The sequence below is a fragment of the Streptomyces sp. XY006 genome, assembly GCF_002237655.1.
In the GTDB taxonomy this organism is placed as follows: domain Bacteria; phylum Actinomycetota; class Actinomycetes; order Streptomycetales; family Streptomycetaceae; genus Streptomyces; species Streptomyces levis.
In genome coordinates, this window is record NZ_NOKT01000005.1 from 237,077 (window position 1) to 260,850 (window position 23,774).

24 protein-coding genes and 1 riboswitch are annotated in these 23,774 nt (G+C 72.9%); of the genes, 12 read left to right on the forward strand and 12 right to left on the reverse strand.

The genetic code is table 11. The features are described 5' to 3' along the window. Window positions 1–20: 20 nt before the first annotated feature. On the forward strand, window positions 21–1,109 hold the full coding sequence (locus tag CHR28_RS08645) for a lytic polysaccharide monooxygenase (RefSeq protein WP_094052909.1): 1,089 nt from the start codon (window positions 21–23) through the stop codon (window positions 1,107–1,109). Between the two features lie 60 nt (window positions 1,110–1,169). Here the strand turns inward: CHR28_RS08645 and CHR28_RS08650 are convergent, their stop codons facing one another. Further along, window positions 1,170–1,847 carry a hypothetical protein gene (locus CHR28_RS08650; protein WP_094052910.1) on the reverse strand — a complete coding sequence of 226 codons (678 nt, stop codon included), beginning with the start codon at window positions 1,845–1,847 and terminating at the stop codon, window positions 1,170–1,172. Window positions 1,848–2,029: 182 nt separating this feature from the next. Between CHR28_RS08650 and gcl the strand changes: the two genes are divergently transcribed. After that, entirely contained in the window at window positions 2,030–3,814 is a 1,785-nt protein-coding gene (gene gcl, locus CHR28_RS08655) for a glyoxylate carboligase (RefSeq protein WP_094052911.1), read from the forward strand. A 106-nt stretch (window positions 3,815–3,920) separates the two neighbouring features. On the opposite strand, the gene CHR28_RS08660 is transcribed toward gcl, so the two are convergent. The 5 genes from CHR28_RS08660 to CHR28_RS08680 form a co-directional block, all read right to left on the reverse strand. Next, window positions 3,921–4,526: a TIGR04222 domain-containing membrane protein gene (locus CHR28_RS08660; RefSeq protein WP_094052912.1), complete on the reverse strand. Its 606-nt coding sequence runs from the start codon at window positions 4,524–4,526 to the stop codon at window positions 3,921–3,923. 156 nt (window positions 4,527–4,682) lie between these two features. Further along, entirely contained in the window at window positions 4,683–4,919 is a 237-nt protein-coding gene (locus CHR28_RS08665; protein WP_094052913.1) for a hypothetical protein, read from the reverse strand. A 311-nt stretch (window positions 4,920–5,230) separates the two neighbouring features. Then, window positions 5,231–6,688 carry a catalase gene (locus tag CHR28_RS08670; RefSeq protein ID WP_094052914.1) on the reverse strand — a complete coding sequence of 486 codons (1,458 nt, stop codon included), beginning with the start codon at window positions 6,686–6,688 and terminating at the stop codon, window positions 5,231–5,233. 197 nt (window positions 6,689–6,885) lie between these two features. Beyond that, a complete protein-coding gene (locus CHR28_RS08675; protein ID WP_094052915.1) occupies window positions 6,886–7,779 on the reverse strand; it encodes a 2-hydroxy-3-oxopropionate reductase in 894 nt (297 codons plus the stop codon). A gap of 26 nt (window positions 7,780–7,805) precedes the next feature. Continuing rightward, window positions 7,806–8,627, reverse strand: coding sequence for a TIM barrel protein (locus CHR28_RS08680; protein WP_094052916.1), 822 nt, complete (start codon window positions 8,625–8,627; stop codon window positions 7,806–7,808). A gap of 160 nt (window positions 8,628–8,787) precedes the next feature. Between CHR28_RS08680 and CHR28_RS08685 the strand changes: the two genes are divergently transcribed. The 7 genes from CHR28_RS08685 (at window position 8,788) to CHR28_RS08715 (ending at window position 14,632) form a co-directional block, all read left to right on the forward strand. Further along, window positions 8,788–9,039, forward strand: a complete 252-nt coding sequence (locus CHR28_RS08685; protein ID WP_094052917.1) for a hypothetical protein — start codon at window positions 8,788–8,790, stop codon at window positions 9,037–9,039. Next, window positions 9,036–9,404 (forward strand): helix-turn-helix domain-containing protein, encoded by a 369-nt coding sequence (locus CHR28_RS08690; protein WP_094052918.1) that lies wholly within the window; start codon window positions 9,036–9,038, stop codon window positions 9,402–9,404. The genes CHR28_RS08685 and CHR28_RS08690 overlap by 4 nt, the downstream gene beginning before the upstream one ends. A 256-nt stretch (window positions 9,405–9,660) precedes the next feature. Continuing rightward, window positions 9,661–10,170 carry a 2-oxo-4-hydroxy-4-carboxy-5-ureidoimidazoline decarboxylase gene (gene uraD, locus CHR28_RS08695; protein WP_094052919.1) on the forward strand — a complete coding sequence of 170 codons (510 nt, stop codon included), beginning with the start codon at window positions 9,661–9,663 and terminating at the stop codon, window positions 10,168–10,170. Between the two features lie 7 nt (window positions 10,171–10,177). Then, window positions 10,178–10,573, forward strand: a complete 396-nt coding sequence (uraH, locus tag CHR28_RS08700) for a hydroxyisourate hydrolase (protein WP_094052920.1) — start codon at window positions 10,178–10,180, stop codon at window positions 10,571–10,573. 4 nt (window positions 10,574–10,577) lie between these two features. Beyond that, on the forward strand, window positions 10,578–11,525 hold the full coding sequence (gene pucL, locus CHR28_RS08705; protein WP_094052921.1) for a factor-independent urate hydroxylase: 948 nt from the start codon (window positions 10,578–10,580) through the stop codon (window positions 11,523–11,525). A 109-nt stretch (window positions 11,526–11,634) separates the two neighbouring features. After that, a complete protein-coding gene (locus tag CHR28_RS08710; protein WP_094052922.1) occupies window positions 11,635–13,014 on the forward strand; it encodes an 8-oxoguanine deaminase in 1,380 nt (459 codons plus the stop codon). Between the two features lie 229 nt (window positions 13,015–13,243). Next, the gene (locus CHR28_RS08715) at window positions 13,244–14,632 is read left to right on the forward strand and encodes a nucleobase:cation symporter-2 family protein (protein WP_094052923.1); all 1,389 of its coding nucleotides are present in this window, start codon (window positions 13,244–13,246) and stop codon (window positions 14,630–14,632) included. A 68-nt stretch (window positions 14,633–14,700) separates the two neighbouring features. Here the strand turns inward: CHR28_RS08715 and CHR28_RS08720 are convergent, their stop codons facing one another. The 3 genes from CHR28_RS08720 to CHR28_RS08730 form a co-directional block, all read right to left on the reverse strand. Then, window positions 14,701–15,123, reverse strand: coding sequence for an acyl-CoA thioesterase (locus tag CHR28_RS08720; protein ID WP_094052924.1), 423 nt, complete (start codon window positions 15,121–15,123; stop codon window positions 14,701–14,703). A 79-nt stretch (window positions 15,124–15,202) separates the two neighbouring features. Beyond that, window positions 15,203–15,838, reverse strand: coding sequence for a hypothetical protein (locus CHR28_RS08725; protein WP_094052925.1), 636 nt, complete (start codon window positions 15,836–15,838; stop codon window positions 15,203–15,205). A gap of 76 nt (window positions 15,839–15,914) precedes the next feature. Then, complete coding sequence (locus CHR28_RS08730) at window positions 15,915–17,123, reverse strand: pyridoxal phosphate-dependent aminotransferase (protein ID WP_094052926.1); 1,209 nt, start codon at window positions 17,121–17,123, stop codon at window positions 15,915–15,917. A gap of 86 nt (window positions 17,124–17,209) precedes the next feature. Here CHR28_RS08730 and CHR28_RS08735 point away from each other — a divergent pair, with 86 nt between their 5' ends. Then, on the forward strand, window positions 17,210–17,836 hold the full coding sequence (locus tag CHR28_RS08735; RefSeq protein ID WP_094052927.1) for a winged helix-turn-helix transcriptional regulator: 627 nt from the start codon (window positions 17,210–17,212) through the stop codon (window positions 17,834–17,836). Window positions 17,837–17,884: 48 nt separating this feature from the next. On the opposite strand, the gene CHR28_RS08740 is transcribed toward CHR28_RS08735, so the two are convergent. The 3 genes from CHR28_RS08740 to CHR28_RS08750 are packed head-to-tail and all read right to left on the reverse strand — an operon-like array spanning window position 17,885 to window position 21,479. Next, window positions 17,885–18,676, reverse strand: coding sequence for a hypothetical protein (locus tag CHR28_RS08740; protein WP_094052928.1), 792 nt, complete (start codon window positions 18,674–18,676; stop codon window positions 17,885–17,887). Continuing rightward, a complete protein-coding gene (locus CHR28_RS08745; protein WP_094052929.1) occupies window positions 18,676–19,941 on the reverse strand; it encodes a VWA domain-containing protein in 1,266 nt (421 codons plus the stop codon). Before CHR28_RS08745 ends, CHR28_RS08740 begins: the two co-directional genes overlap by 1 nt. 44 nt (window positions 19,942–19,985) lie before the next feature. Then, window positions 19,986–21,479, reverse strand: coding sequence for an IucA/IucC family protein (locus CHR28_RS08750; protein WP_094052930.1), 1,494 nt, complete (start codon window positions 21,477–21,479; stop codon window positions 19,986–19,988). A 100-nt stretch (window positions 21,480–21,579) separates the two neighbouring features. Between CHR28_RS08750 and CHR28_RS08755 the strand changes: the two genes are divergently transcribed. Both CHR28_RS08755 and CHR28_RS08760 read left to right on the forward strand, forming a co-directional pair. Further along, on the forward strand, window positions 21,580–23,112 hold the full coding sequence (locus tag CHR28_RS08755) for an IucA/IucC family protein (RefSeq protein WP_373453337.1): 1,533 nt from the start codon (window positions 21,580–21,582) through the stop codon (window positions 23,110–23,112). Between the two features lie 51 nt (window positions 23,113–23,163). Beyond that, a riboswitch (cobalamin riboswitch) is annotated at window positions 23,164–23,287 on the forward strand. A 62-nt stretch (window positions 23,288–23,349) separates the two neighbouring features. Continuing rightward, the gene (locus CHR28_RS08760; protein ID WP_256984166.1) at window positions 23,350–23,769 is read left to right on the forward strand and encodes a (2Fe-2S) ferredoxin domain-containing protein; all 420 of its coding nucleotides are present in this window, start codon (window positions 23,350–23,352) and stop codon (window positions 23,767–23,769) included. Window positions 23,770–23,774 lie beyond the last annotated feature (5 nt).

Below are 23,774 nucleotides of genomic sequence, written 5' to 3' on the forward strand. Positions count from 1 at the left end.
ACAACCCCCATGGAGAAACGATGGCTCGAAGCACCAGACGCCCCCTGTCCTTACTGGCGGTCCTGGCCACCCTGCTCGGCGGGCTCGGTCTGGTCCTGGTCGGCCAGAACAGCGCCCAGGCGCACGGCGTGACGATGACGCCCGGCTCGCGGACCTACCTGTGCTGGCTGGACGCCAAGACCGGCACCGGCGCCTTGGACCCGACGAACCCCGCGTGCAAGGCCGCGCTCGCCGAGAGCGGCGCGTCGTCGCTGTACAACTGGTTCGCCGTACTGGACTCCACCGCGGGCGGACGCGGCCCGGGTTACGTCCCGGACGGCAAGCTGTGCAGTGCCGGCGACCGCTCCCCGTACAACTTCACCGGCTACAACGCCGCCCGCGCCGACTGGCCCCGCACGCACCTGACCTCCGGGGCGACCATCCGCGTCAAGCACAGCAACTGGGCGGCGCACCCGGGCGACTTCCGGGTGTACGTCTCCAAGCCCGGCTACTCGCCCACCAAGCCGCTGGGCTGGGGCGACCTGGAGCTGATCCAGACCGTCACCAACCCGCCGCAGTCCGGCTCGGTGGGCAGCGAGTCCGGCCACTACTACTGGGACCTGAAGCTGCCCTCGGGCCGCTCGGGTGACGCGATGATGTTCATCCAGTGGGTGCGTTCGGACAGCCAGGAGAACTTCTTCTCCTGCTCCGACATCGTCTTCGACGGCGGCAACGGCGAGGTGACCGGCATCCGCGGCTCGGGCGGCACCCCGGACCCGACGCCCACGCCGACGCCGACCCCGACGCCCACCGATCCGCACACCGGGTGCATGGCCATCTACAAGGTGACCAACTCCTGGGGCGGTGGCTTCCAGGGGTCCGTCGAGGTGATGAACCACAACACCACCGCGCGTGACGGCTGGGCCGTGCGCTGGCAGCCGGGCGCCGGAACCCGGATCAGCCAGGTCTGGAACGGCAGCCTGAGCACGGGCACCGACGGCACGGTCACGGTCAGGCACGCGGACCACAACCGCACCATCCCGCCGGACGGCACCGTCACGTTCGGCTTCACCGCCACCTCGACCGGCAACAACCTGCCGGCCGGCTCGATCACCTGCGTCAACCCGTAACACCGCGCACGACGGCGCCGGCTCCCCGAGCGGGGGCCGGCGCCGTCCCGCGCCCGCACGTCAGGCGGCGAACGCCTCGGCCGGCCCGTTCACGGGCTGCGGGGTGCCGGTCAGGTCGAGCACGAACAGCGGCACGCCCAGCGCGTCGGCGCGGGCGCGGGCCTCGTCGCCGTATCCGGCCAGGGAGAAGTAGACGCAGGCCGCGGACTCCGTCATCGCGGTCAGCCACAGGCACTCCACGTCCCGCGCGTCCGCCGGGCGGACGGTGGGATCCACCTGGGCCAGCACGCCGGGGGCGGCGAGCCCTATGCCGGAGGGCGGGCGCCGGTCGGCGCGCCGCACGTCCCGGTGGCCGAGCCAGCGCAGATAGAGGGCGGCGGCGGTGACGGCGTCCCGGGCGGTGCGGATGGTCACCGGCCGGAAGGCGGGGCGCACCGGCCGCGGCGGGATGTCGCGCAGGGCGTCGCGCGCGCCCGCCACCGGGAAGCGCAGCACCGTGCCGCAGGCACAGCCCAGCTCCGGCTGCGGCCACGCGGCGGGACGGTCGCAGGCCGCGCAGTGCACGGTCACCCACTCCTCCTCCCAGGAGCGGTGGGTGACGGCGGCCGGTTCCGCGCGCGGATCGAGCGGTGGCGCGACGGGCGCTCCGCAGACGCACGGGTACGACGGCACGGCGAACAGATGGGCGCGCCCACAGACCGGACAGCGCACCGACACGCTCTCGGACATGCCCCCCATCGTCCACCCGCGGGAGGGCGCTTGTCCGTTGCTCCGCCCATTGCCCGGACGTCTCTTGACGGCTTGTCCGCACCCCCCTACATTGCTTCCAGATAGTAGAAGTTAATTTCCGTAATGCGGAAGGTGCTCACGGCGGGGCGCGACGGGAGTGCGTATCCGACAGCCGAACCAGGAGTAGTTCCATGGCTCGTATGACCGCTGCCCGCGCGGCAGTCGAGATCCTCAGGCGCGAGGGCGTCACCGACGCGTTCGGTGTCCCGGGCGCGGCGATCAACCCCTTCTACGCGGCGCTCAAGGCCTCCGGAGGCATCGCCCACACGCTCGCCCGGCACGTCGAGGGCGCCTCCCACATGGCCGAGGGCTACACGCGGACCCACCCGGGCAACATCGGCGTCTGCATCGGCACCTCCGGCCCGGCCGGCACCGACATGATCACGGGCCTGTACTCGGCGATCGGCGACTCCATCCCGATCCTGTGCATCACGGGCCAGGCCCCGACCGCCGTGATCCACAAGGAGGACTTCCAGGCCGTCGACATCGCCTCCATCGCCAAACCGGTCACCAAGATGGCCGTGACCGTGCTGGAGGCCGCACAGGTCCCGGGCGTCTTCCAGCAGGCGTTCCACCTGATGCGCTCCGGCCGCCCGGGCCCGGTCCTCATCGACCTGCCGATCGACGTGCAGCTGACGGAGATCGAGTTCGACCCGGAGACGTACGAGCCGCTGCCGGTCTACAAGCCCGCCGCGACCCGCGCCCAGGTCGAGAAGGCCATCGGGATGCTGAACGCCGCCGAGCGGCCGCTGATCGTCGCCGGCGGCGGTGTCATCAACGCCGACGCCTGCGAACTGCTCGTCGAATTCGCCGAGTTGACCGGCACACCCGTCGTGCCCACGCTGATGGGCTGGGGCGTCCTGCCCGACGACCACGAGCTGAACGCCGGCATGGTCGGCCTGCAGACCTCGCACCGCTACGGCAACGCGACCTTCCTGGAGTCCGACTTCGTCCTCGGCATCGGCAACCGCTGGGCCAACCGCCACACCGGCAAGCTGGACGTCTACACCGCCGGCCGCACGTTCGTCCACGTCGACGTCGAGCCGACCCAGATCGGCAGGATCTTCGCCCCCGACTACGGCATCGCCTCCGACGCCAAGGCGGCCCTGCAGCTGTTCGTCGAGGTGGCGCGCGAACTGAAGGCGGCCGGCCGGCTGCCCGACCGCTCCGCCTGGGCCGCCTCGGCGCAGGAGCGCAAGGCCACCCTGCAGCGCCGTACGCACTTCGACGACATCCCCATCAAGCCGCAGCGCGTCTACGAGGAGATGAACAAGGCCTTCGGGCCGGAGACCCGGTACGTCTCCACCATCGGCCTCTCGCAGATCGCCGGCGCCCAGATGCTGCACGTCTACCGGCCCCGGCACTGGATCAACTGCGGCCAGGCCGGTCCGCTCGGCTGGACCATCCCGGCCGCCCTCGGCGTCGCCAAGGCCGACCCGGAGGCCACCGTCGTCGCGCTCTCCGGCGACTACGACTTCCAGTTCATGATCGAGGAGCTGGCCGTCGGCGCCCAGCACCGGATCCCGTACGTCCACGTCCTCGTGAACAACTCCTATCTGGGGCTGATCCGCCAGGCGCAGCGGGCCTTCGACATCGACTTCCAGGTCAAGCTGGAGTTCGAGAACATCAACGCGCCCGAGCTCGGTGTCTACGGCGTCGACCACGTCAAGGTGGCCGAGGGACTGGGCTGCAAGGCGATCCGGGTGACCGACCCGGCCGAACTGGGCGCGGCGTTCGAGCAGGCCAGGAAGCTCGCCGCGCAGTACCGGGTCCCGGTCGTCGTCGAGGCGATCCTGGAGCGCGTCACCAACATCTCCATGTCCACGACCAACGACATCGGCAACGTCGTGGAGTTCGAGGAGATCGCCACGGAGCCGGGCCACGCCCCGACCTCCATCAAGACGCTGAAGGTCTGAAAGACGCGGCAGGTCTGAAGACGCCGCAGGTCCGACACCCGTGTAAGAGGGGGGCGGTCCGTCCGGGAGGACGGGCCGCCCCCTCACGCATGCGCGGACGCGCGCCTCACTCCCCGCCTCCGCCGCCACCGCCCCCGCCGCAGTAGGAGTAGCCCCCGTAGCCGCCGCCGGTGCCGCGTGGCGAGTGCTTCAGCAGGTCCTTGCCGCCCACCTCGGCGCGGCGGACCAGGCCCGCGCGCAGGGCGAAGCGGGGGACCAGCAGCCGCAGGGCCGGCTCGCCGTGCAGGACCACGGCCAGCAGCCGGTCGTCATGGCTCAGCCCGTGCCTGCCCGCGGGCAGCGGCCGGGTCCGCCGCAGGTCCCGGATGTGGCGGCGGGCGGCGCGCGTCGGACCGAGCAGCGGGTAGCGCAGCAGGCCCGCCTCCGCGAGCGGGATGCGCATCAGCGCGAGGGCCAGCCGGATGTCGGGGTCCTTCACCAGGGTCCCCGGCCCGGCGGGCTCCCGCAGGCGCGCGTGCACCGCCTCGGCCAGGGGCGACAGCGGCCGCGGGCCGTCCACGGCGTCCCCGATGCCCCTGCGCACCGTCCCGGGCCGATCGGCCTCGGCCAGGCCCCTCAGGTGCAGGTCCACCACGGCGACGGTGACGGCGGCCCGCGGGCCGTCCCCCAGCAGCGCGATCTCGTGCGGCTCCAGCCGGACGGCGTCGCTCATGACTCACCCCCGTACCGGGAGCCCGCCGCCCCCGTGCCGGCGGGCCCCGTGTGCCGAGAATGTGCCCGGCCCCGGGGGCCGTTGAAGCCCCCGGGGCCGGGTTCAGAGGTTCATTTGAGGGTGTCGTACGCGGTGTACGGCCGGTGCCGTACGCGCTCAGGCGTCGTGGTGTTCCGAGAGCCCGGGCCAGTCGTCCGGGCCGCCGCCCTGCCACTCGACGAGGTCGTTCTCCTCGATGTCGGTGACGTAGAGGTCGGCCAGCCGCAGGATCTCCGCCACGTCGTCGACGTGGGTGGCGATGCCCAGGGGTTCGTCGCCCAGGGTGACCCGTCGCGAGCCGTCCAGGGCGGGAGCGTGGACCACGACGTGCGGATGCTCGGTCGGATGTGCCATGCCTTCAGGCTGCCGCCGCGAAGGCGGTCGCGCACCCCGGGGCGGGCTGGCCGTCCGACGGCGCGAGGCTGGGCGCGACAGGACGTTCGCGCCGCCGGACGGGGTCGGGGGGGAGGAGGAGCGTGTACTGGGACCGCGGCGGGTGCGACGGGATCCGGAGCGGGCCTCCCTCAGGTCGAGAAGCCGGTCCTGACCCCTTCACCACCGCACTGGCTCGCGCCCGCCGCGGTCCGCGCCCTGCCCGTGTCCCTGTCCGGGACGGCCACCCCTCATCCGGGCCGCCCCGGGCGGTCGGACACGGGCAGGGAGTCTCAGTCCTCGCGCAGCGCGCGGACCGCCTCCTCCACGCGCCGGCCGTACTCCGGGTCGGCGGCGTGGAAGTGCGCGAGGTTCTTGTCGATCACGTCGTCGCGGGAGACCCGGGACAGGCCGCCGGCGATGTTCGCGACCAGGCGGGACTTCTCCTCCGCCGACATCAGCCGGTACAGCTCGCCCGCCTGGAAGAAGTCGTCGTCCTTGGTGTGCGCGGGTGCCGCGTGGGTGCCGGTGTGGCCGTGCACCGCGAGCGGGGCCGACAGCGGCCGGCCGGTCTCGACCGGGCCGTCGTAGGAGTTCGGCTCGTAGTTCTTCGCGTACCGGCCCTGCGGGTTGGACGCCATGAGGCCGTCCCGGCCGTAGTTCTCGGCGGTCGTGGCCCGGGGCGCGTTGACGGCCAGCCGGGTGTGGTTGACGCCCAGGCGGTAGCGGTGGGCGTCCGCGTAGGCGAACAGCCGGCCCTGGAGCATCTTGTCGGGCGAGGGGCCGATGCCCGGCACGAAGTTGTTCGGGGAGAACGCGGCCTGCTCGACCTCGGCGAAGACGTTGTCCGGGTTGCGGTCCAGCACCAGCCGGCCCACGCGCCGCAGCGGGTGGTCGGCGTGCGGCCAGACCTTGGTGAGGTCGAACGGGTTGAAGCGGTACTCCGCCGCCTCGGCCGCCGGCATGATCTGCACGTACAGCGTCCAGGACGGGTGCACGCCCCGCTCGATGGCCTGGAGCAGGTCCGTCTGGTGCGAGTCGGGGTCCTTGCCCGCGAGCTCGGCGGCCTGCTCGCTGCTCAGGCAGCGGATGCCCTGGTTCGTCTTGAAGTGGTACTTGACGAAGAAGGCCTCGCCCCGGGCGTTGGTCCACTGGTAGGTGTGCGAGCCGTAGCCGTTCATGTGCCGGTACGAGGCCGGGATGCCGCGGTCGCCCATCAGCCAGGTCACCTGGTGCGTGGCCTCGGGGGAGTGCGCCCAGAAGTCCCAGACGTTGTCCGGCTCCTGACGGCCCGTGAACGGGTCGCGCTTCTGGGAGTGGATGAAGTCCGGGAACTTGATCGGGTCCCTGATGAAGAAGACCGGGGTGTTGTTCCCGACGAGGTCGTAATTGCCCTCGGCCGTGTAGAACTTGACGGCGAAACCGCGCGGGTCGCGCACGGCGTCCGCGCCGCCGAGGCTGTCGGCCACGGTCGAGAAGCGCAGGAACACCTCGGTGCGCCGGCCCACCTCGCCGAGGAAGTCGGCGTGGGTGAAGTCCGTGACGTCGTCGGTCACTTCGAAGTGGCCGTAGGCGCCCGAGCCGCGGGCGTGCACCACGCGCTCCGGGATGCGCTCGCGGTTGAAGCGCGCGAGCTTCTCCAGCAGGTGCTGGTCCTGGAGCAGGAGCGGGCCGCCGACGCCGGCGGTGGCGGAGTTCTGGTTGTCGGCGACGGGGGCGCCGGACTCGGTGGTGAGCACGCGCTGCGACATCGTGACCTTCCGTACGAGAGGGCAGCGGAAAAATGTTTCCGCTTTGTGGAGCCTAGGGTCGGGGCGATCGGAGCGTCAACAGTTTGTTGAAGCGGTGGGCATGGGTGGACCGGGCGGTGCCGCCCCTTTGGGCGCGACAGGACAGGTGTCAGCGGCGGCACCGCCCGGAGCAGGGGGAACCCTCTGCGGGGCGAGGGTCAGAGCTGTGCGCCGGAGAGCCGCTCCACGGCCCGCAGCAGCGCGGAGTGGTCCAGGCCGCCGTCGCCCTGCGCGCGCAGGGACGCGACCAGCTGGGCGACCACGGCGCCGACGGGCAGGGCCGCGCCGACGGTGCGGGCGGCGTCCGTGACGATGCCCATGTCCTTGTGGTGCAGGTCGATCCGGAAGCCCGGCTTGAAGTCGCGGGCGAGGAAGTTGTCCTTCTTGCGGGTCAGCACGGTCGAGCCGGCCAGGCCGCCGCCCAGGACGTCGAGGGCCGCCTTGAGGTCCACGCCGGACTTCTCCAGGAAGACCACGGCCTCCGCGCACGCCTGGATGTTCACGGCGACGATCAGCTGGTTGGCGGCCTTCACCGTCTGGCCGGAGCCGTGCGGGCCGCACAGCACGATCGTCTTGCCCAGCGCCTCGAAGACCGGCTTGGCCTCGTCGAAGTCGGCCTGCTCGCCGCCGACCATGATGGACAGCACCGCCTCGATCGCTCCGGCCTCACCGCCGGACACCGGGGCGTCCAGGACGCGGATGCCCTTGTCCGCCGCGGCCTGGGCGAGGTCGATCGAGGTCTGCGGGGTGATCGAGGACATGTCGATCAGCAGCGCCCCGGACCGGGCGTTCTCCAGGATGCCGTCGGGGCCGTAGGCGATGGCCTCGACCTGCGGGGAGGCGGGCACCATCGTGATGACGACGTCCGCGTCCCGCACGGCCTCGGCGATGGAGGAGGCGGCCGTTCCGCCGGCCGCGGCGAGCCGGTCCAGCTTGTCCCGCTCCAGGGTGTAGCCGGTGACCTGGTAACCCGCCTTGATCAGGTTCTCGGACATGGGGGAGCCCATGATGCCGAGGCCGATCCAGGCGACCTTGGGGAGAGTGCTGCTCATGATGGGGTGCCTTTCGGTGCAGGGGGTCAGCGGGGCAGCCAGTCGAAGGCCTCGGCGCTCGGGCGGTCGCCCGGCTTGTACTCGAGGCCGACCCAGCCGTCGTAGCCCGCCTTCTTCAGCCGGTCGAGGAGGTCTTCGAGGGGGAGCGAGCCCGTGCCGGGCGCGCCGCGGCCGGGGTTGTCGGCGATCTGGACGTGGCCGGTCTTCGCGGCGAACCGCTCGATCACGGCCGGCAGGTCCTCGCCGTTCATGGACAGGTGGTAGAGGTCCATGAGGAAGCGCGCGTTGCCCAGCCCGGTGGCCGCGTTGACCCGGTCGACGACCTCGACGGCGGCGGGCGCGGACACCAGCGGGTACAGCGGGGACTCCGGCTTGTTCAGCGCCTCGATCAGCAGCACGGCCCCGATCCGGTCGGCGGCCCGGGCCGCGAGGGCCAGGTTCTCCAGTGCCAGCGCGTCCTGCTCGGCCGGGTCCACGCCCTCGACGCGGTTGCCGTACAGGGCGTTGAGGGCCGTGCAGCCGAGCGAGGCGGCGAAGCCCGCGGCCACGTCGATGTTGGCGCGGAACCGCTCCGACTCCGTGCCGGGCACCGACAGGGCGCCGCGGTCCGGGCCCGGCAGCTGCCCGGCGTAGAAGTTCAGCCCGGTGAGCTGGACGCCCGCGTCCTCGATCGCCCGCTTCAGGGCGTCGAGCTCGGACTGCTCGGGGGTGGGTGTGCCGGTCCAGGGCCACCACAGCTCGACCGCGGTGAAGCCGGCCGCGGCGGCGGCCGCGGGGCGCTCCAGGAGCGGGAGTTCCGTGAAGAGGATCGACAGGTTGACGTTGAAGCGCTGGTCTGCGAATCCCATCGGGGCCGCGCTCCCTTCCGCTGTATTTCGTATTGTGGAAGTTGCTTTCTGCTTAACGGAAGACTGCCGTCGGGTCTCCCCGCTTGTCAAGAGGGCGTGTCGGCTAGGGTCGCCTCGTGGCGGGCCCGGCGGGTCCGAGTCATCACAGTCAGGGGGCACTATGCGCTTGAGGGTGGAGTTCACGACCGAGCCCTTCGACCTGGACGAGGCGCCCGCGCACGCGCTGGTCGCCCGGGAGGTCGTGGAGGGCGCCGAGCTGGACGCCGTGGACGTCGGCCCGTTCGGCAACACCGCGCAGGGCGGCGCCGACGCGGTGCTCGCCGCCGTGGACGCCCTGCTGCGCAGGACCCTGGAGGCCGGCGCCACCCGGATCTCGCTCCAGGTCAACGTGGTCGAGGAGGGCGAGGCATGACCGGCACGGGGGACGAGCCGTTCATCGCGGCCGTCAAGCCCCTGGTCGACGCCATGGGCGGCGAGATGATGCCCCCCGACGAGGCCGGCCCCGACGACGTCGTGCTGTCCTGGGAGGGCCGCGACGCCGTCGCCGTACGGCTGCCGCAGCTCGCCGACTCCCTCGATCACATCCTGGCCGCCATGGAGCGCCGCAAGGGCATGCCGCTGGCCGATCTGGACCGCAAGGCCAAGCAGGAGGTCGTGCGCATACTGGAGGCGCGCGGCGCCTTCTCCGTGCGGCACGGCGTGGAGACGGTGGCGAGCGCCCTCGGCGTCAGCCGCTTCACCGTGTACAACTACCTCAACCGCGAGAAGGGGTCCTGACCGGGCCGTTCCCGGCCGCCGACCGGCTCCTGACCGGGGCCCTGACCGGCTCCTGACCGGGGCCCTGACCGGCTCCTGACCGGGCCTCTGACCGGCCCCTTCCCGTCCTCGGCCGTCCCCCGCCGCCGCCCCCCGGTTTCCGCGTCGTTTCCCCACCGCGAATTTTCAACAAACTGTTGACGCGCTGTCGCGGGAGGGCGTTAGCTATCGGCACGCCCGTTCAGCACGACGGCCGCATCCGGCCACGGAGGCTCCCGTGACTTCCACTTCCACGCCGCCGGGCCTGGCCCGGTTCAACACCCTGGAGGAGCACGCGGCCCGCACCGCGCTCCACGAGGCGTGCGCCTCCACGGCGTGGGCGCGACGCCTGCTCGCCGGCCGCCCCTACGCCACCGTCGAGGACCTGTACGCCGCGAGCGACGCCGCCACGGCGGAGCTGACCGCCCCGGACCTCGACGAGGCGATGGCCGGCCACCCGCCCATCGGCCGCCCCAAGCCCGGCGACCCCACCTCGGCCCGCGAACAGCGCGGCATGGCCGGCGCCTCCGACGAGCTCAAGGCGGAGATGCTGGAACTGAACCTCGCCTATCAGGAGAGGTTCGGCCATGTCTTCCTGATCTGCGCGACCGGCCGTACCGGCGAGCAGATGCGCGACGCGGTCAAGGAGCGGATCGGCAACACGCCGGAGCGGGAGCGGGAGATCGTCCGCACCGAACTGGGGAAGATCAACCGCATCCGCCTGGCCCGACTCGTCGAAGAGGACTGACAGCACCATGAGCACCTCCGCCACCGCGTCCGTGTCCACGCACATCCTGGACACCAGCGCCGGCCGCCCGGCCGAGGGCGTCGCCGTCCACCTGTCCGCCCGGTCCGGGCGCGCGGCCGACTGGCGGGCGCTCGGCGGCTCCGCGACCGACGCGGACGGCCGGTGCAAGGACCTCCCGGCCCTGCCGGAGGGAACCACCCACGTACGGCTCGACTTCGCCGTCGAGCCGTACTTCGAGAAGAAGCAAGCCGATGCGCAGCAGGACGCCCCCGCGAATCGGGACAGCGGCGCCGGTGTGTTCTTCCCGGAGGTGGCGATCACGTTCGCCGTCGTCCCGGGCGAGCACTACCACGTACCGCTGCTGCTCAACCCGTTCGGCTACTCCGTATACCGAGGGAGCTAGCTAAATGACCGTCAATTCCCGCCCTGGCCGCCCTGTCCTGCTGGGACAGAACCAGTACGGCAAGGCCGAGAACCGAGTCGTGAAGATCACGCGGGACGGCGCCACCCACCACATCAAGGACCTGAACGTGTCCGTGGCGCTGAGCGGCGACATGGACGACGTCCACTACTCCGGCTCGAACGCCAACGTCCTGCCGACCGACACCACCAAGAACACGGTGTTCGCGTTCGCCAAGGAGCACGGCATCGAGTCCGCCGAGCAGTTCGGCATCCACCTCGCCCGGCACTTCGTCACCAGCCAGGAGCCGATCCACCGGGCCCGGATCCGCATCGAGGAGTTCGCCTGGGAGCGGATCGAGGCCTCCGACGCCAACTCGCAGTTCATCGGCGCCGACGAGGTCAAGCACTCCTTCGTCCGCAAGGGCCAGGAGACCCGCCTCACGCAGATCACCTACGACGGTGAGCGCTGGGAGGTGATCTCGGGCCTGAAGGACCTGGTCGTGATGAACTCGACCAACTCCGAGTTCTGGGGCTACGTCAAGGACAAGTACACGACCCTGAAGGAGGCCTACGACCGCATCCTGGCCACCGAGGTCTCCGGCCGCTGGCGGTTCAACTGGACCGACGACGAGGAGCGCATGCCGAACTGGGAGAAGTCCTACGAGCAGGTGAAGAAGCACATGCTCCAGGCCTTCGCCGAGACGTACTCGCTCTCGCTGCAGCAGACGCTGTACCAGATGGGCGCGCGGATCATCAACCACCGCAGCGAGATCGACGAGGTCCGCTTCTCGCTCCCGAACAAGCACCACTTCCTGGTCGACCTGGAGCCGTTCGGGCTGAAGAACGACAACGAGGTCTACTACGCCGCCGACCGGCCCTACGGCCTGATCGAGGCGACGATCCTGCGGGAGGGCTGCGAGCCGCGCATCCCGGTGGACCTCACCAACCTCTGACGTTCCCTTTTTCGGCACCCGTGGCCGGGGGAACCCGTCTCCCGGCCACGGCACTCAAAACTCCCGGGGTCCTGCCGTGCCCTCTCCACATCAGCGCAAAGGACGAACCATGGCAGCAGACCGGCGCATCGTCATCGAGAACTGTGCGATCGCGACCGTCGACGCGCACGACACCGAGTACGCCTCCGGACACGTCGTCATCGCCGGCAACCGCGTCGAATCCCTCGGCGCGGGCCCCGCCCCCGAGGGCCTGGAGAACGTGGCCCGCCGCATCGACGCCTCCGGCCACCTCGTGACCCCCGGCCTGGTCAACACGCATCACCACTTCTACCAGTGGATCACCCGCGGCCTGGCCACGGACCACAACCTCTTCGACTGGCTCGTCGCGCTCTACCCCACCTGGGCGCGCATCGACGAGCCGATGGTCCGCGCGGCGGCCCAGGGCTCGCTCGCGATGATGGCCCGCGGCGGCGTCACCACCGCCATGGACCACCACTACGTCTTCCCGCGGGGCTCCGGCGACCTCTCCGGCGCGATCATCGGCGCCGCCCGCGACATGGGCGTCCGCTTCACCCTCGCCCGCGGCTCCATGGACCGCAGCGAGAAGGACGGCGGCCTGCCCCCGGACTTCGCCGTGGAGACCCTTGACGGCGCGCTCGCGGCCACCGAGGAGACCGTGCGCCGCCACCACGACTCCTCCTTCGACGCCATGACCCAGGTCGCCGTCGCGCCCTGCTCGCCCTTCTCCGTCTCCACCGAGCTGCTGCGCGACGGCGCCCAGCTGGCCCGCCGCCTCGGCGTGCGCCTGCACACCCACGGCTCGGAGACCGTGGAGGAGGAGAAGTTCTGCCACGAGCTGTTCGGCATGGGCCCGACCGACTACTTCGAGTCCACCGGCTGGCTCGGCGAGGACGTGTGGATGGCGCACTGCGTCCACATGAACGACTCCGACATCGCCGCCTTCGCCCGCACCAGGACCGGCGTCGCGCACTGCCCCTCCTCCAACGCCCGCCTCGCGGCCGGCATCGCCCGCGTCCCCGACATGCTCGCCGCCGGCGTCCCCGTCGGCCTCGGCGTCGACGGCACCGCCTCGAACGAGTCCGGCGAACTCCACACCGAGCTGCGCAACGCCCTGCTCATCAACCGCCTCGGGGGCCACAGGGAGGCCGCGCTCAACGCCCGCCAGGCGCTGCGCCTGGGCACCCACGGCGGCGCCCAGGTCCTCGGGCGGGCGGCGGAGGTCGGCTCCCTGGAGCCCGGCAAGCTCGCCGACCTGGTGCTGTGGCGGATGGACACCCTCGCCCACGCCTCCATCGCCGACCCGGTGACCGCGCTGGTCTTCGGCGCGGCGGCCCCGGTCACCGCCTCCTTCGTGAACGGCCGGCAGATCGTCGAGGACGGGCGCCTGCTCACCGCCGACGAGGACGCCATCGCCCGCGCCACGCGCGACGAGGCCCGGCGCCTGGCGCGGATCGCCGCGCAGGCCTGACCACCCGGATACTCCGGCCGGGAGGGACGGCTCCCGGCCGGTGGCCGTGGACCCGAGCGGGGTCCGCGGCGACCGTCTCCGGGGCGTGCGCGTCGATCGCTCGCGCCCCGGAACGGTCACCCCACCGTCCCCTCGCATGTCCGGTCCCGCACGACCACCCCGCACCACCTCCCTGACACCCACGGCGGCCCCCGGGCACAGCCGTGTAACCGACCGGAGGGACGCCGCAGTGGCCGACCACCCCGTTGACGAAAAACTCCCCGCGCTCAAGATGGCGACGACCGGCCTGCAGCACGTGGCCGCCATGTACGCCGGAGTCGTCGCCCCACCCCTGATCGTCGGCGCGGCCATCGGCCTCTCCGCCACCGACCTGACCTTCCTCACCGGCGCCTGCCTGTTCACCGCGGGCCTCGCCACCTTCCTGCAGACCCTCGGCATCTGGAAGATCGGCGCCCGGCTGCCGTTCGTCAACGGCGTCACCTTCGCCGGTGTCGCCCCGATGACCGCGATCGTCGCCTCCACCGAGGACAAGTCCGACGCCCTGCCGATCATCTTCGGCGCGGTCATCGTCGCCGGACTCCTGGGCTTCCTCGCCGCCCCCGTCTTCTGCAAGGCGATCCGCTTCTTCCCGCCGGTCGTCACCGGCTCCGTGATCACCCTCATCGGCACATCGCTGCTGCCCGTCGCCTTCGGCTGGGCACAGGGACCGAACCCGGCCGCCGACGACTTCGGCTCCGCGACGAACCTGGGCCTCGCGGGCGTGACCCTGCTGATCGTGCTGCTGCTGCGCCGGTTCACCCGGGGTTTCGTCAAGCAGATCGCCGTGCTGCTGGGCCTGGTCGCCGGCACCCTGATCGCGATCCCGTTCGGCGTCACGGACTTCGGCCCGGTCGCGGACGCGGACGTCGTCGGCTTCCCGACGCCGTTCCACTTCGGTGCCCCGCAGTTCCAGCTCGCCGCGATCCTGTCGATGTGCGTGGTGATGGTGGTGTCGATGACCGAGTCGACCGCCGACATGCTGGCCCTCGGTGAGATCGTCGACCGCCCGGCCGACGAGAAGACCATCGCCGCCGGCCTGCGCGCCGACACCCTCGGCTCGGCGATCAGCCCCCTGTTCAACGGCTTCATGTGCAGCGCCTTCGCACAGAACATCGGCCTGGTCGCGATGACGAGGATCCGCAGCCGGTACGTCGTCGCCGCGGGCGGCGGCTTCCTGGTGCTGATGGGCCTGTGCCCGATGGCCGCCTCGCTGATCGCCGTCGTACCGCGCCCGGTGCTCGGCGGGGCGGGCGTGGTGCTGTTCGGCTCGGTCGCGGCCAGCGGCATCCAGACCCTGGTCCGGGCGGGCCTGGACAAGGACAACAACGTCCTGATCGTCGCCGTCTCCCTGGCCGTTGGCATCATCCCCATCACGGCGCCGGAGTTCTACCACGCCTTCCCCGAGACGGCCCGGATCGTCCTGGACTCCGGCATCTCCACCGGCTGCGTGGCGGCGGTGCTGCTGAACCTGGTCTTCAACCACCTGGGCAGGAGCGGCCGGGACGCCCACGACGTGACCCACCCGATGGAGGCGGGGGAGGAGCTCACGGGCGCGCCCAAGGCGGCGACCGCGTCCTGAGCCCCCGGACTCCGCTCGGGCTTGCGGCCCCGGCCGGCCATCGGCCGCTCGGGGCCGGCCGGTCCGCGTCAGAGCCCGAACAGGGCCGGGTCGGAGGCCAGCTTGCGGAAGACCTCGGCGGGGTCGGCGACCAGCTTGCGCTTCTCCAGGTCGAGGACCCCGCCGACCGCCGAGATCTCGGCGGCCACCGTGCCGTCGGTCTTCACCACGCTCTGCTCGATCCGGAAGGTCTTGCCGCCGCTCCAGAAGAAGGCGCAGGTCACCTCGGCCTCGTCGCCCGCGAGGAGCTCGCGCAGGTAGCGGATGGTCGTCTCCAGGGCGACCGGGCCGACGCCGCTGCCGATGAGGGCGGACTGGCTGATCCCGGCCGCCCGCAGCAGCGACCAGCGGGCGTGCTCCGCGTAGTTCAGATAGACCGCCTGGTTGAGGTGGCCCTGCACGTCCGTCTCGTATCCGCGGACGGTCACAGGGACGGAAAACGGCTCGCTCACGGCTTTCCCTTCTCGCGCCGGACCCTCCGCACGAGAGTCCCGTGCACTGCTCAACGACCCCCCGATCCTGGCATGTTCATCACGCCCGGCGGGGTGAAGCCAGCAGATACCGGGTTCCGGTGCGCGGCTCGCGGTGCTCGCTCACCTGCCAGCCTGCCCCTTCGAGCGTGGCCGCGCAGGTCCGCAGCGCCTCGCCGTCCGGCTGGTACACGGCGACGGCCTCCGGCTGCGGTGTCTCCCGCACCCGGTAGCCCTCGCCGTCCGGGCCGGCCGGGTGATGGCCGGCCGCCTCCAGCGCGAGCGCGGCGGCCGCCACCAGATGCGAGCGCTCCCACCCGCACGGCCGGTCCGCCGCCGCGTCCGCATTGGTCATCCGGCGCAGCTCCAGCAGCCCCTGCCAGGCGCTGTGCACCTCGCGGCGCCGGGCGGGCCCGGGCGGCGGCGGATCCGGCTCGCCTCCCGTGCGGGCCGCGAACACGCCCGCCGGGGCGGCGCGCTCCCCGGACCCGGCGGGCTCGGGCTCCCGGGTGATGCCCTGGCGGATCCGGTGCCCCTCCGGCGTCAGGAAGTGCTCGTGCGGCGGACGGGGGTGGCGGAAGGCGAGCCCCCGCTTCACCAGCGCGGCCAGCTGCTCCTGCGTACCCCGCAGGCGCCCGGTCACGGGGTCGGCGGCGTCGATGACACGCCGCTGCGCGGCGGTCGGCGGTCGGGTCACGGCGTGCTCCTCTCCGGCCGGTCTCGGGCACTGGCCCACCTGTTCGAAGGCTACGGCCCGCCACTGACAACCGCGCCTACTGGCGGTAGCCGCCGAGGAACCGCCCGATCCGCCCGATCGCCGCCTCCAGGTCGTCGGCGTGGGGCAGCGTGAGGATGCGGAAGTGGTCGGGGGACGGCCAGTTGAAGCCGGTGCCCTGCACCACCTGGATCTTCTCCCGCAGCAGCAGGTCCAGGACGAACTTCTCGTCGTCGTGGATCCGGTGCACCTTGGGGTCGAGACGCGGGAAGGCGTACAGGGCGCCCTTCGGCTTCACGCAGGTCACGCCGGGGATCTCGTTGAGCTTCCGCCAGGCCGTGTCCCGCTGCTCCAGCAGCCGCCCGCCGGGCCCGGTCAGCTCGGTGATGGACTGCCGGCCGCCGAGCGCGGCCTGGATGGCGTACTGGGCGGGCGCGTTGGCGCACAGCCGCATGGAGGCCAGCATGGTCAGCCCCTCCAGGTAGTCCCGGGCGTGCTGTTTCGGGCCCGTGACCACCAGCCAGCCGGAGCGGAAGCCCGCCACGCGGTAGGTCTTGGACAGGCCGCAGAAGGTCAGGACGACCAGGTCGGGGGCGAGTGCGGCGGCCGAGTGGTGCACGGCGTCGTCGTAGAGGATCTGGTCGTAGATCTCGTCGGCGAGGACCATCAGGCCGTGGCGGCGGGCGAGGTCGAGGATGCCCTCGACGATCTCCCTGGGGTAGACCGCGCCGGTGGGGTTGTTCGGGTTGATGATCACCACCGCCCTGGTGCGGTCGGTGATCTTCGCGGCCATGTCGTCGAGGTCGGGGTACCAGTCGGCCTGCTCGTCGCAGAGGTAGTGGACGGCCTTGCCGCCGGCGAGGGTCGTCACCGCCGTCCACAGGGGGAAGTCCGGCGCGGGGATCAGCACTTCGTCGCCGTCCTCGACGAGGGCCTGCACGGCCATCGACACCAGCTCGGACACGCCGTTGCCGAGGAAGACGTCGTCGACGCCGACCTCCAGGCCCAGGGTCTGGTAGCGCTGGGCGACCGCGCGGCGGGCGGAGAGGATGCCGCGCGAGTCGGTGTAGCCGTGCGCCCGCGGCAGCATCCGGATCATGTCCTGGAGGATCTCCTCCGGCGCCTCGAACCCGAAGAGCGCGGGGTTGCCGGTGTTCAGGCGCAGCACGCTGTGGCCGGCCTCCTCCAGCGCGTTGGCGTGCTCGATCACCGGGCCGCGGATCTCGTAACAGACCTCGCTGAGCTTGCTCGACTGCCGGAACTCCATGCGCCGCTTCTCCTCTGCCGACTGTGTCGCTTGGTTTTACCAAGTGCGAGCTTGGAAAGTCCAACAACTTGTCTAGACTGCGTCGCATGCCACCTCGCCGAAGCTACGACCAGTACTGCTCCGCCGCCCGCGCGCTCGACGTCGTCGGCGACCGCTGGACCCTGCTGATCGTCCGGGAACTGCTCGCCGGTCCCCGCCGCTACACCGACCTGCACGCGGACCTGCCCGGCGTCAGCACGGACGTACTCGCCTCGCGGCTGCGGGACATGGAACGCGACGGCCTCGCGACCCGGCGCCGGCTCCCGCCGCCCGGCGCGGCGAACGTCTACGAACTCACCGCCCGGGGGCGGGAGTTGCTGCCGGTGCTGCAGGCCCTGGGGGAGTGGGGGCAGGCCGAACTCGGCGAGCGCCGGCCGACGGACGCCGTACGGGCGCACTGGTTCGCGCTGCCCCTGCTGCGCCTGCTGGACGGGGAGGGACTGGTCGAAGTGCACCTGGAGGAAGGGCGGTTCCACCTGCACGTGGGTGCCGAGGAGGGCCCGGTGTACGGCGACGGACCCGCCCCCACGGAGCCGGACGCCCTGCTGGTCCTGGACACCGCCACGTGCACCGCGCTCGGCCGCGGGGAGCTGGACCTGGTGCGGGCGGTCCGGGAGGGCCGGGTCGAGGTGACCGGCGAGGGCGCCCTGGCGAAGACCCTGCGCGAGGCATAGAGAAGGCCCGCACGGAGCGGGCCTTCCCCAAGGGCGTCGGGCGCCGGGTCAGGCGCCCGGCGGAACACGGGCCGGGCGGCCCGCGCCGCGGGTCAGCGCGTATCCGGCGATCCCCGCCAGCGCGGCCAGTGCGCCGCCCAGGGCGGTCCACACCCACCGGTCCGACCACCAGCCGGACGTCCAGCCGTCCTCGGGTTCGAGTCCGGCCAGCACCGCCGCGTCCTCACGATCCTCCTCGGGACGCGTCGCGATCCCCGGCACCAGCGGCTCGGCCAGGGAGCCGTCCACCGCTGCCGCGCCGCCGACGTCCACGGACTCCACCCGGACCCGGGTGTCCACCGGGAGGCCGAGGTCGGAGGTGGCGACGCCGGTGGCCGTCAGCCGGATGTAGTACGTGCCGGGCAGCGGGTCGTTCGCCCACGGCTCCGACCAGGCACGGACCGTGCGCAGCGCGCAGGCCAGCTCCACCGAGGCCGCGTCCGCCGCCGCGGTGCGCGTCTGGGCCCCGTACCGGCAGGCCTGGCGGCGGCGCAGACCGTCGTAGACGTCGACCTGCCAGGTCTGCGAGGCGTGGGTGTCCGGCAGCTTCACCGTGGCCCGGACCGTGGGGCGCTGCCCGGTGTCCACGGGGACCGACCAGTACAGGTAGTCGCCGGTGGAGCCGCCGGCCGTGGCCTCCTGCCCCGGCTCGATCTCCGTCGCGGTACGGAACGAGGTGCCCGCCCGCGTGGGGCCCGACGAGCCGTCCTGCGACGGAGAGGGTGAGGCGTCGGCGGCGGCCGGAGCGGCCGCCAGGCCCAGGGTCAGCAACGCGGCGCTCACCGCGCGTACCACTCGCATCAGTTGGTCCTCCAGACGGCGACCCGCCAGCGCGACAGCCAGCCCCAGACGAGACCGGCCAGGAAACCGGTGAGAATCAGCACACCCAGCAGCCACCAGCCGCGGCCCAGGCCGAAGGCGGCCACGTCGGCCGCCTCGCCGGGCCCGTCCACGACGTCGACGGTCAGCTCCAGCGGCAGGCCGGGCGTGGTCCGCACACCGGAGGCCGCCGAGAAGGAGTGCGCGACGGCCAGGCAGACCGCCTCGGCGGGAGCGTCCTCCTCGTCGCTGCCGGCCTTGGGGTGGCGCAGGCCCGTCGAGATCACGTCCGTCCGGCCGGTGCCCGCCGCCTCGCCGCGTACGATCTCGCGGCCCTTGACGGTGACGGCCCGCAGCAGCACGCCGTAGCCGGGGTTCACGGCCCGGTCGGCCGCCACGCTCACCGAGGCGCGCAGCTCCTTGCCCGGCGGGACGTCCACCCGGTACCAGCGCTGCTGTCCGAACCCCACGCGGTCCGTGTACAGGCCCGACTTCAGCGCCGGTGCCCCGGCGCACCGGTCCGCGCCCTCGGCCGGCACCGGCGTCACCACCGGGTCGGCCGCCCGGTCCACCAACTCGTTCACCCGGTCGGTGAGTTCGTCCTGGTGCTCCACCGAGGTGTAGGTGCCGCCGGTGGCCTCGGCAATGCAGCTCAGCTGCCGGCTCAGCTTCGCGGTCGGCACCAGCCCGAGCGTGTCGATGGTCAGGCCGATACCCTTGGCGGCGATCTCGCGGGCGACCTCGCACGGGTCGAGCGGGGCGCAGGTGTCCTCGCCGTCGCTGATCAGCACGATGCGCTTGGAGCCGGCACCGCCGTCCAGGTCGTCGGCCGCCTTCAGCAGGGCCGGCCCGATCGGCGTCCAGCCGGTCGGGGTGAGGGTGGCGACGGCCGTCTTCGCCTCGGTGCGGTCGAGCGGCCCGACCGGGTAGAGCTGCGCGGTGTCCTTGCAGCCGGTCCTGCGGTCGTCGCCGGGGTAGTTCGCGCCGAGGGTGCGGATGCCCAGCTCGACCTCCTCGGGCGTCGCGTCCAGCACCTCGTTGAACGCCTGTTTCGCGGCGGCCATCCGCGACTGTCCGTCGATGTCCCGGGCCCGCATCGAGCCGCTCACATCGAGGACGAGGTCGACCTTGGGGGCGTCCCGGCCCGTGGGTTCACCGGCGGCCGCCCCGGCCGGGACGGCGATCCCGGCGGTCAGGGCGGCGAGCAGGGCACAGGCGCCCGCCGCCAGCCGTGTACGTGTGATCATCGGCGGATCCTATTGATCACTCGTGCCGTCCTCCAAAACGGCGTTCAGCGCAGCGGATTGGGCAACTGCGCCCACTGGTCCCCGGGCGTCCGCGGCGAGAGCCGCATCAGCGTCAGCGCCTTGGCGGGCACGGGCTCCGCCCGCAGGGCCGCGAGGTCCGCGGTGTCCGGGAGGTCCCCGGCGGCCGTCCGCAGCGCCGCAGCGAGCGCCTCGCCCGACCCGGCCGTCCCGGCCAGCGCGCCCGCCACCAGGGAGCCGAACAGCTTGCGGCGCAGGACGCGTTCGTCGTCCGTGACCATGCGGGCCGGCAGGTCCGGCACCGCGATGCCGTGCCGCGCCAGGCGCGCCGGGCTGACCCGGATGTCGGCCAGGTCGCGGTAGACCAGCCGCAGCGGCTCGCCCGCCGCCGAGAGGACGACCAGCAGGTTCTGGCCGTGCGCCTCCAGGGCCACCCCCAGCTCCAGCAGCCGCAGGCCGGCCGTGAGGGCGAGCCGGGCGAAACCGGCCAGCCAGGCGGGGGACCGGGGCAGGTCGGTGGTGGCGAGGGCCGCGACCGGCAGCACCCGCTCGCCGCCGCCCGCGTACGTCCGCGGCGACTCCCGCAGCACGGCCGCGAAGTCGGAGGAGCCGGCCGCGGCCGCGCCCAGGGTGCGGGTGACGTGCAGCAGCCCGTCCGTGCGCGCGGCCGGGACCTCGGCGAAGTCCGACAGCAGCGCGGAGGCGGCCACCGAGGGCAGCGAGATGTCCCGCACCGAGGACGTCAGCCGGGCGCTCAGCGAGGTCTTCACATGCGGCCCGCCGGGCAGGGCGAGCGTCCGCAGGGACATCAGCGGATGCCCGGGCCGGTGTTCCTCGCACACCCGCTTCAGCACATGCGCCGCCTGCCAGGGGTGCACCGGCAGCACCAGATGCCCGCCGTCCCGCAGTTCGTCCGGCCACCCGCCGGTGACCAGGCACTCCGCCGCCGGCACCGGCACCAGCCCCAGCCGCACCACCGGCCGGTGCTCGGGCCCGTAGGCGAGCTGCTCGGCGACCGAGAAACCGGGCCGGGAGCGGCAGGCCGGGTGGAACGGGTGCCCGTCGACGATGCGCTGCTCCCACTCCCAGTCCCGCTCCGGCCACGCCTCCCGGCCGTCCTCCTGCCCCGCCCGCGACAGCGCCAAGGAGGCGACGCTGTGCCCGAGTTCGGCGGCGAAGGAGGCGGAGTGCGGCACCCCGAGCCCGGTCACCAGCCGCGCCGGATCGTCGTACTCGGTCCCGTCGAGCCGTACGGCGGTGACGTACGCCCCGGTCGCGTACGGGTCCGGCAGCGGACCGTGCAGCCGGCGGCCGTCGGCGAGGAACAGCGTCAGCCCGTCCCGGCCCCGCTCACCGCCCCGCACCCAGGGCAGTGGATCATGGGTCAGGCCGCGCCACAGGCGGGACAGCACGGCCGCCCGGGCGCCGGGCAGTTCGGCCTCGTACCGCGGCAGCAGCCCGGGCCGCACGACGGACAGCTCGTCGGCGACCTCGGTCTCGGCGCTGGGGGGACGGTGCACGGGCGGACTCCTCGGGTACGAATAGGGCGTCACAGCGGAATGGCGACGACCGACATACTGATCATCTCCGCCCGGAACGCTGGAAGGACCGTAGGGACGAGTGGAACGCGTGGACCTCATGCCCCCGGCCGCCGACGACGACTCGGCCCGCGGTGACGCCCCGGCCATCGGCGATCTCGCCGACGCCTACGCCGCCGTGCCCCTGCTCAACTGCCTGCTGCGCGAGGTCGCCCGGCCGGTGCGCGAGGAGGACGGACACCGCGTCCACCACCTGCCCGGCGAGGACCGGCTGCTGCGCGTACGCGGAACCCGGCGGCCCGCCCGGCCCGAGATCCGGGTGGCGGGCGCCTGGCGGCGCCTCGGCCACGCCGAGCTGGTCGCCCTGGTCGCCGCGGAACTGCGCCGGCACACCGGCCTGGACAACCCCGGCCTGCCCGCCGAGATGACCGACAGCCGGGACGTGGTGGCCGCGCTGCTCGCCGCCCGCGCCTTGGCCACCCCGCCGAAGGACCTCTACCGGCGGTCCGAGCAGTGCCTGCTCACCGGCCACACCCACCACCCCGCGCCCAAGGCCCGCGGCGGCGGTCCCGCGGCGGACTGGCTGCCCTATGCGCCCGAGGCGTACGCCCGCTTCCCGCTGGTCCTGCTCGGCCTGCGCGAGGACACCGTCGTCGAGGACGGCGACCCCTCCGCCCTGGACGCCCTCGGCACGGCCCCGCCCGGCTACCGGCTGCTGCCCGCCCACCCCTGGCAGCTCGGCCTGGCCGCCCGGGAGCTGGCCCCCGCCTTCGCGGACGGCAGACTCATCCGGCTCGGCACCACGGCCTTCGACACCTGGCCGACGGCCGCGATCCGCACGCTCTACGCCCCCGAGCGGGACCTGTTCCTGAAGTTCAGCCTGGACGTGCGCATCACCAACGACATCCGCCGGCTGTGGCGCCACGACCTGCTCGCCCTGCACCGGACCGACACCGCCGCCGCCACGGCCTTCGCGGCGTACGACGGCCCGCCCGGCTGGCTCGGCGACCGCGGGTACCGCACCGCCGACTTCGCCTTCGAGGCCCTCGCCGTCCTGGTCCGGGACGGCTTCGGCGGCCGCCTCGTGCCCGGGGCGACCCCGCTGCTCGCGGCCGGTCTCGTCGAGGGCTTCGACGGCAATCCGCTCGACCGGGTCACCGACCCCGAGGCCTGGTGGACGGCCTATCTGTCCCGCGCGGTGCCGCCGGTCCTGGCGGCCTTCGCCGGGCACGGCGTCGTCGTAGAGGCCCATCTGCAGAACACGCTGGTCGCCGTGGACGCCGACGGCCTGCCCGTGCAGGTGCTGTACCGGGACGCCGAGGGCGTGAAGCTGCTGCCGGACGTGGAGCGCGCGGCCGGCTGGGAACGGCTGGTGTACTGCCTGGTCGTCAACCACCTCACCGAGATCGCGGGCGCCCTCGCCGAACGCCGGCCCGGCTACGACCCCTGGCCCGCGCTCCGCCGTGAACTCGCCCGGCACGACCTCCCGGAGATCCCCGCCCTGCTCGCCTCCCCGACGCTCCCCGCCAAGACGAACCTGCTGCTGCGCTGGACGGGAGCGGACGGCGCCGACGCGCGCTACCTGCCGCTGCCGAACCCGTTCAGGCGGTCCTGACCCCGGCGCGGCCCCGTGGAATGATGACCGGCGACAAAGGCGAGCGCGGACGAGGAAGCCGGTGTGAATCCGGTGCGGTCCCGCCACTGTGATCGGTGAGCCGGTCCCGACAGGCCACTGCCCGCGAGCGGGTGGGAAGGCCGGGACCGGCGGCGACCCGAGAGCCAGGAGACTCACGCGGTCGCCTCCTCCACGGACCACCGGGGCGGATCTCCCCGGAGAGAGGGCAGGTGCGGCATGCCCGCGACGCCGGCCGGCGAACCCCTGGACGACACCGGCGAACCCCTGGACGACACCCCGGGCGATGCCCCGCCGTGCCGTGTCGTCGTCTGCCGGGACTGCTGCTGCGGCAGCCCCAAGGTGACCGGGGTCGACCACGCCGCCCAGACCGCGCGCCTGCGCGCGGCGGCGCCGGTGCGGATCTCCGACTGCCTTGACGTGTGCGACCAGGCCAACGTGGTCGTCGTGCAGCCGTCCGCCGCGGGCCGGGCCGCCGGTGCCCGGCCCGTCTGGCTCGGCCTGGTCAACGACCCGGCCGCCACCGAGGACGTGGTCTCCTGGGTCCGCGCCGGCGGCCCCGGAGTGGCCCCGCTGCCCGACATCCTCGGCCTGTACGTCTTCAGCCCCCGGGCGCGACGGGACGGGGACCGCCCCTGACACCG

Bases quoted from the DNA above. Each gene is read 5' to 3' on its own strand.
- CHR28_RS08645 (WP_094052909.1), top strand. From the start codon at position 21: ATGGCTCGAAGCACCAGACGCCCCCTGTCCTTACTGGCGGTCCTGGCC.
- CHR28_RS08650 (WP_094052910.1), bottom strand. From the start codon at position 1,847: ATGGGGGGCATGTCCGAGAGCGTGTCGGTGCGCTGTCCGGTCTGTGGG.
- gcl (WP_094052911.1), top strand. From the start codon at position 2,030: ATGGCTCGTATGACCGCTGCCCGCGCGGCAGTCGAGATCCTCAGGCGC.
- CHR28_RS08660 (WP_094052912.1), bottom strand. From the start codon at position 4,526: ATGAGCGACGCCGTCCGGCTGGAGCCGCACGAGATCGCGCTGCTGGGG.
- CHR28_RS08665 (WP_094052913.1), bottom strand. From the start codon at position 4,919: ATGGCACATCCGACCGAGCATCCGCACGTCGTGGTCCACGCTCCCGCC.
- CHR28_RS08670 (WP_094052914.1), bottom strand. From the start codon at position 6,688: ATGTCGCAGCGCGTGCTCACCACCGAGTCCGGCGCCCCCGTCGCCGAC.
- CHR28_RS08675 (WP_094052915.1), bottom strand. From the start codon at position 7,779: ATGAGCAGCACTCTCCCCAAGGTCGCCTGGATCGGCCTCGGCATCATG.
- CHR28_RS08680 (WP_094052916.1), bottom strand. From the start codon at position 8,627: ATGGGATTCGCAGACCAGCGCTTCAACGTCAACCTGTCGATCCTCTTC.
- CHR28_RS08685 (WP_094052917.1), top strand. From the start codon at position 8,788: ATGCGCTTGAGGGTGGAGTTCACGACCGAGCCCTTCGACCTGGACGAG.
- CHR28_RS08690 (WP_094052918.1), top strand. From the start codon at position 9,036: ATGACCGGCACGGGGGACGAGCCGTTCATCGCGGCCGTCAAGCCCCTG.
- uraH (WP_094052920.1), top strand. From the start codon at position 10,178: ATGAGCACCTCCGCCACCGCGTCCGTGTCCACGCACATCCTGGACACC.
- pucL (WP_094052921.1), top strand. From the start codon at position 10,578: ATGACCGTCAATTCCCGCCCTGGCCGCCCTGTCCTGCTGGGACAGAAC.
- CHR28_RS08710 (WP_094052922.1), top strand. From the start codon at position 11,635: ATGGCAGCAGACCGGCGCATCGTCATCGAGAACTGTGCGATCGCGACC.
- CHR28_RS08730 (WP_094052926.1), bottom strand. From the start codon at position 17,123: ATGGAGTTCCGGCAGTCGAGCAAGCTCAGCGAGGTCTGTTACGAGATC.
- CHR28_RS08735 (WP_094052927.1), top strand. From the start codon at position 17,210: ATGCCACCTCGCCGAAGCTACGACCAGTACTGCTCCGCCGCCCGCGCG.
- CHR28_RS08740 (WP_094052928.1), bottom strand. From the start codon at position 18,676: ATGCGAGTGGTACGCGCGGTGAGCGCCGCGTTGCTGACCCTGGGCCTG.
- CHR28_RS08745 (WP_094052929.1), bottom strand. From the start codon at position 19,941: ATGATCACACGTACACGGCTGGCGGCGGGCGCCTGTGCCCTGCTCGCC.
- CHR28_RS08760 (WP_256984166.1), top strand. From the start codon at position 23,350: ATGCCCGCGACGCCGGCCGGCGAACCCCTGGACGACACCGGCGAACCC.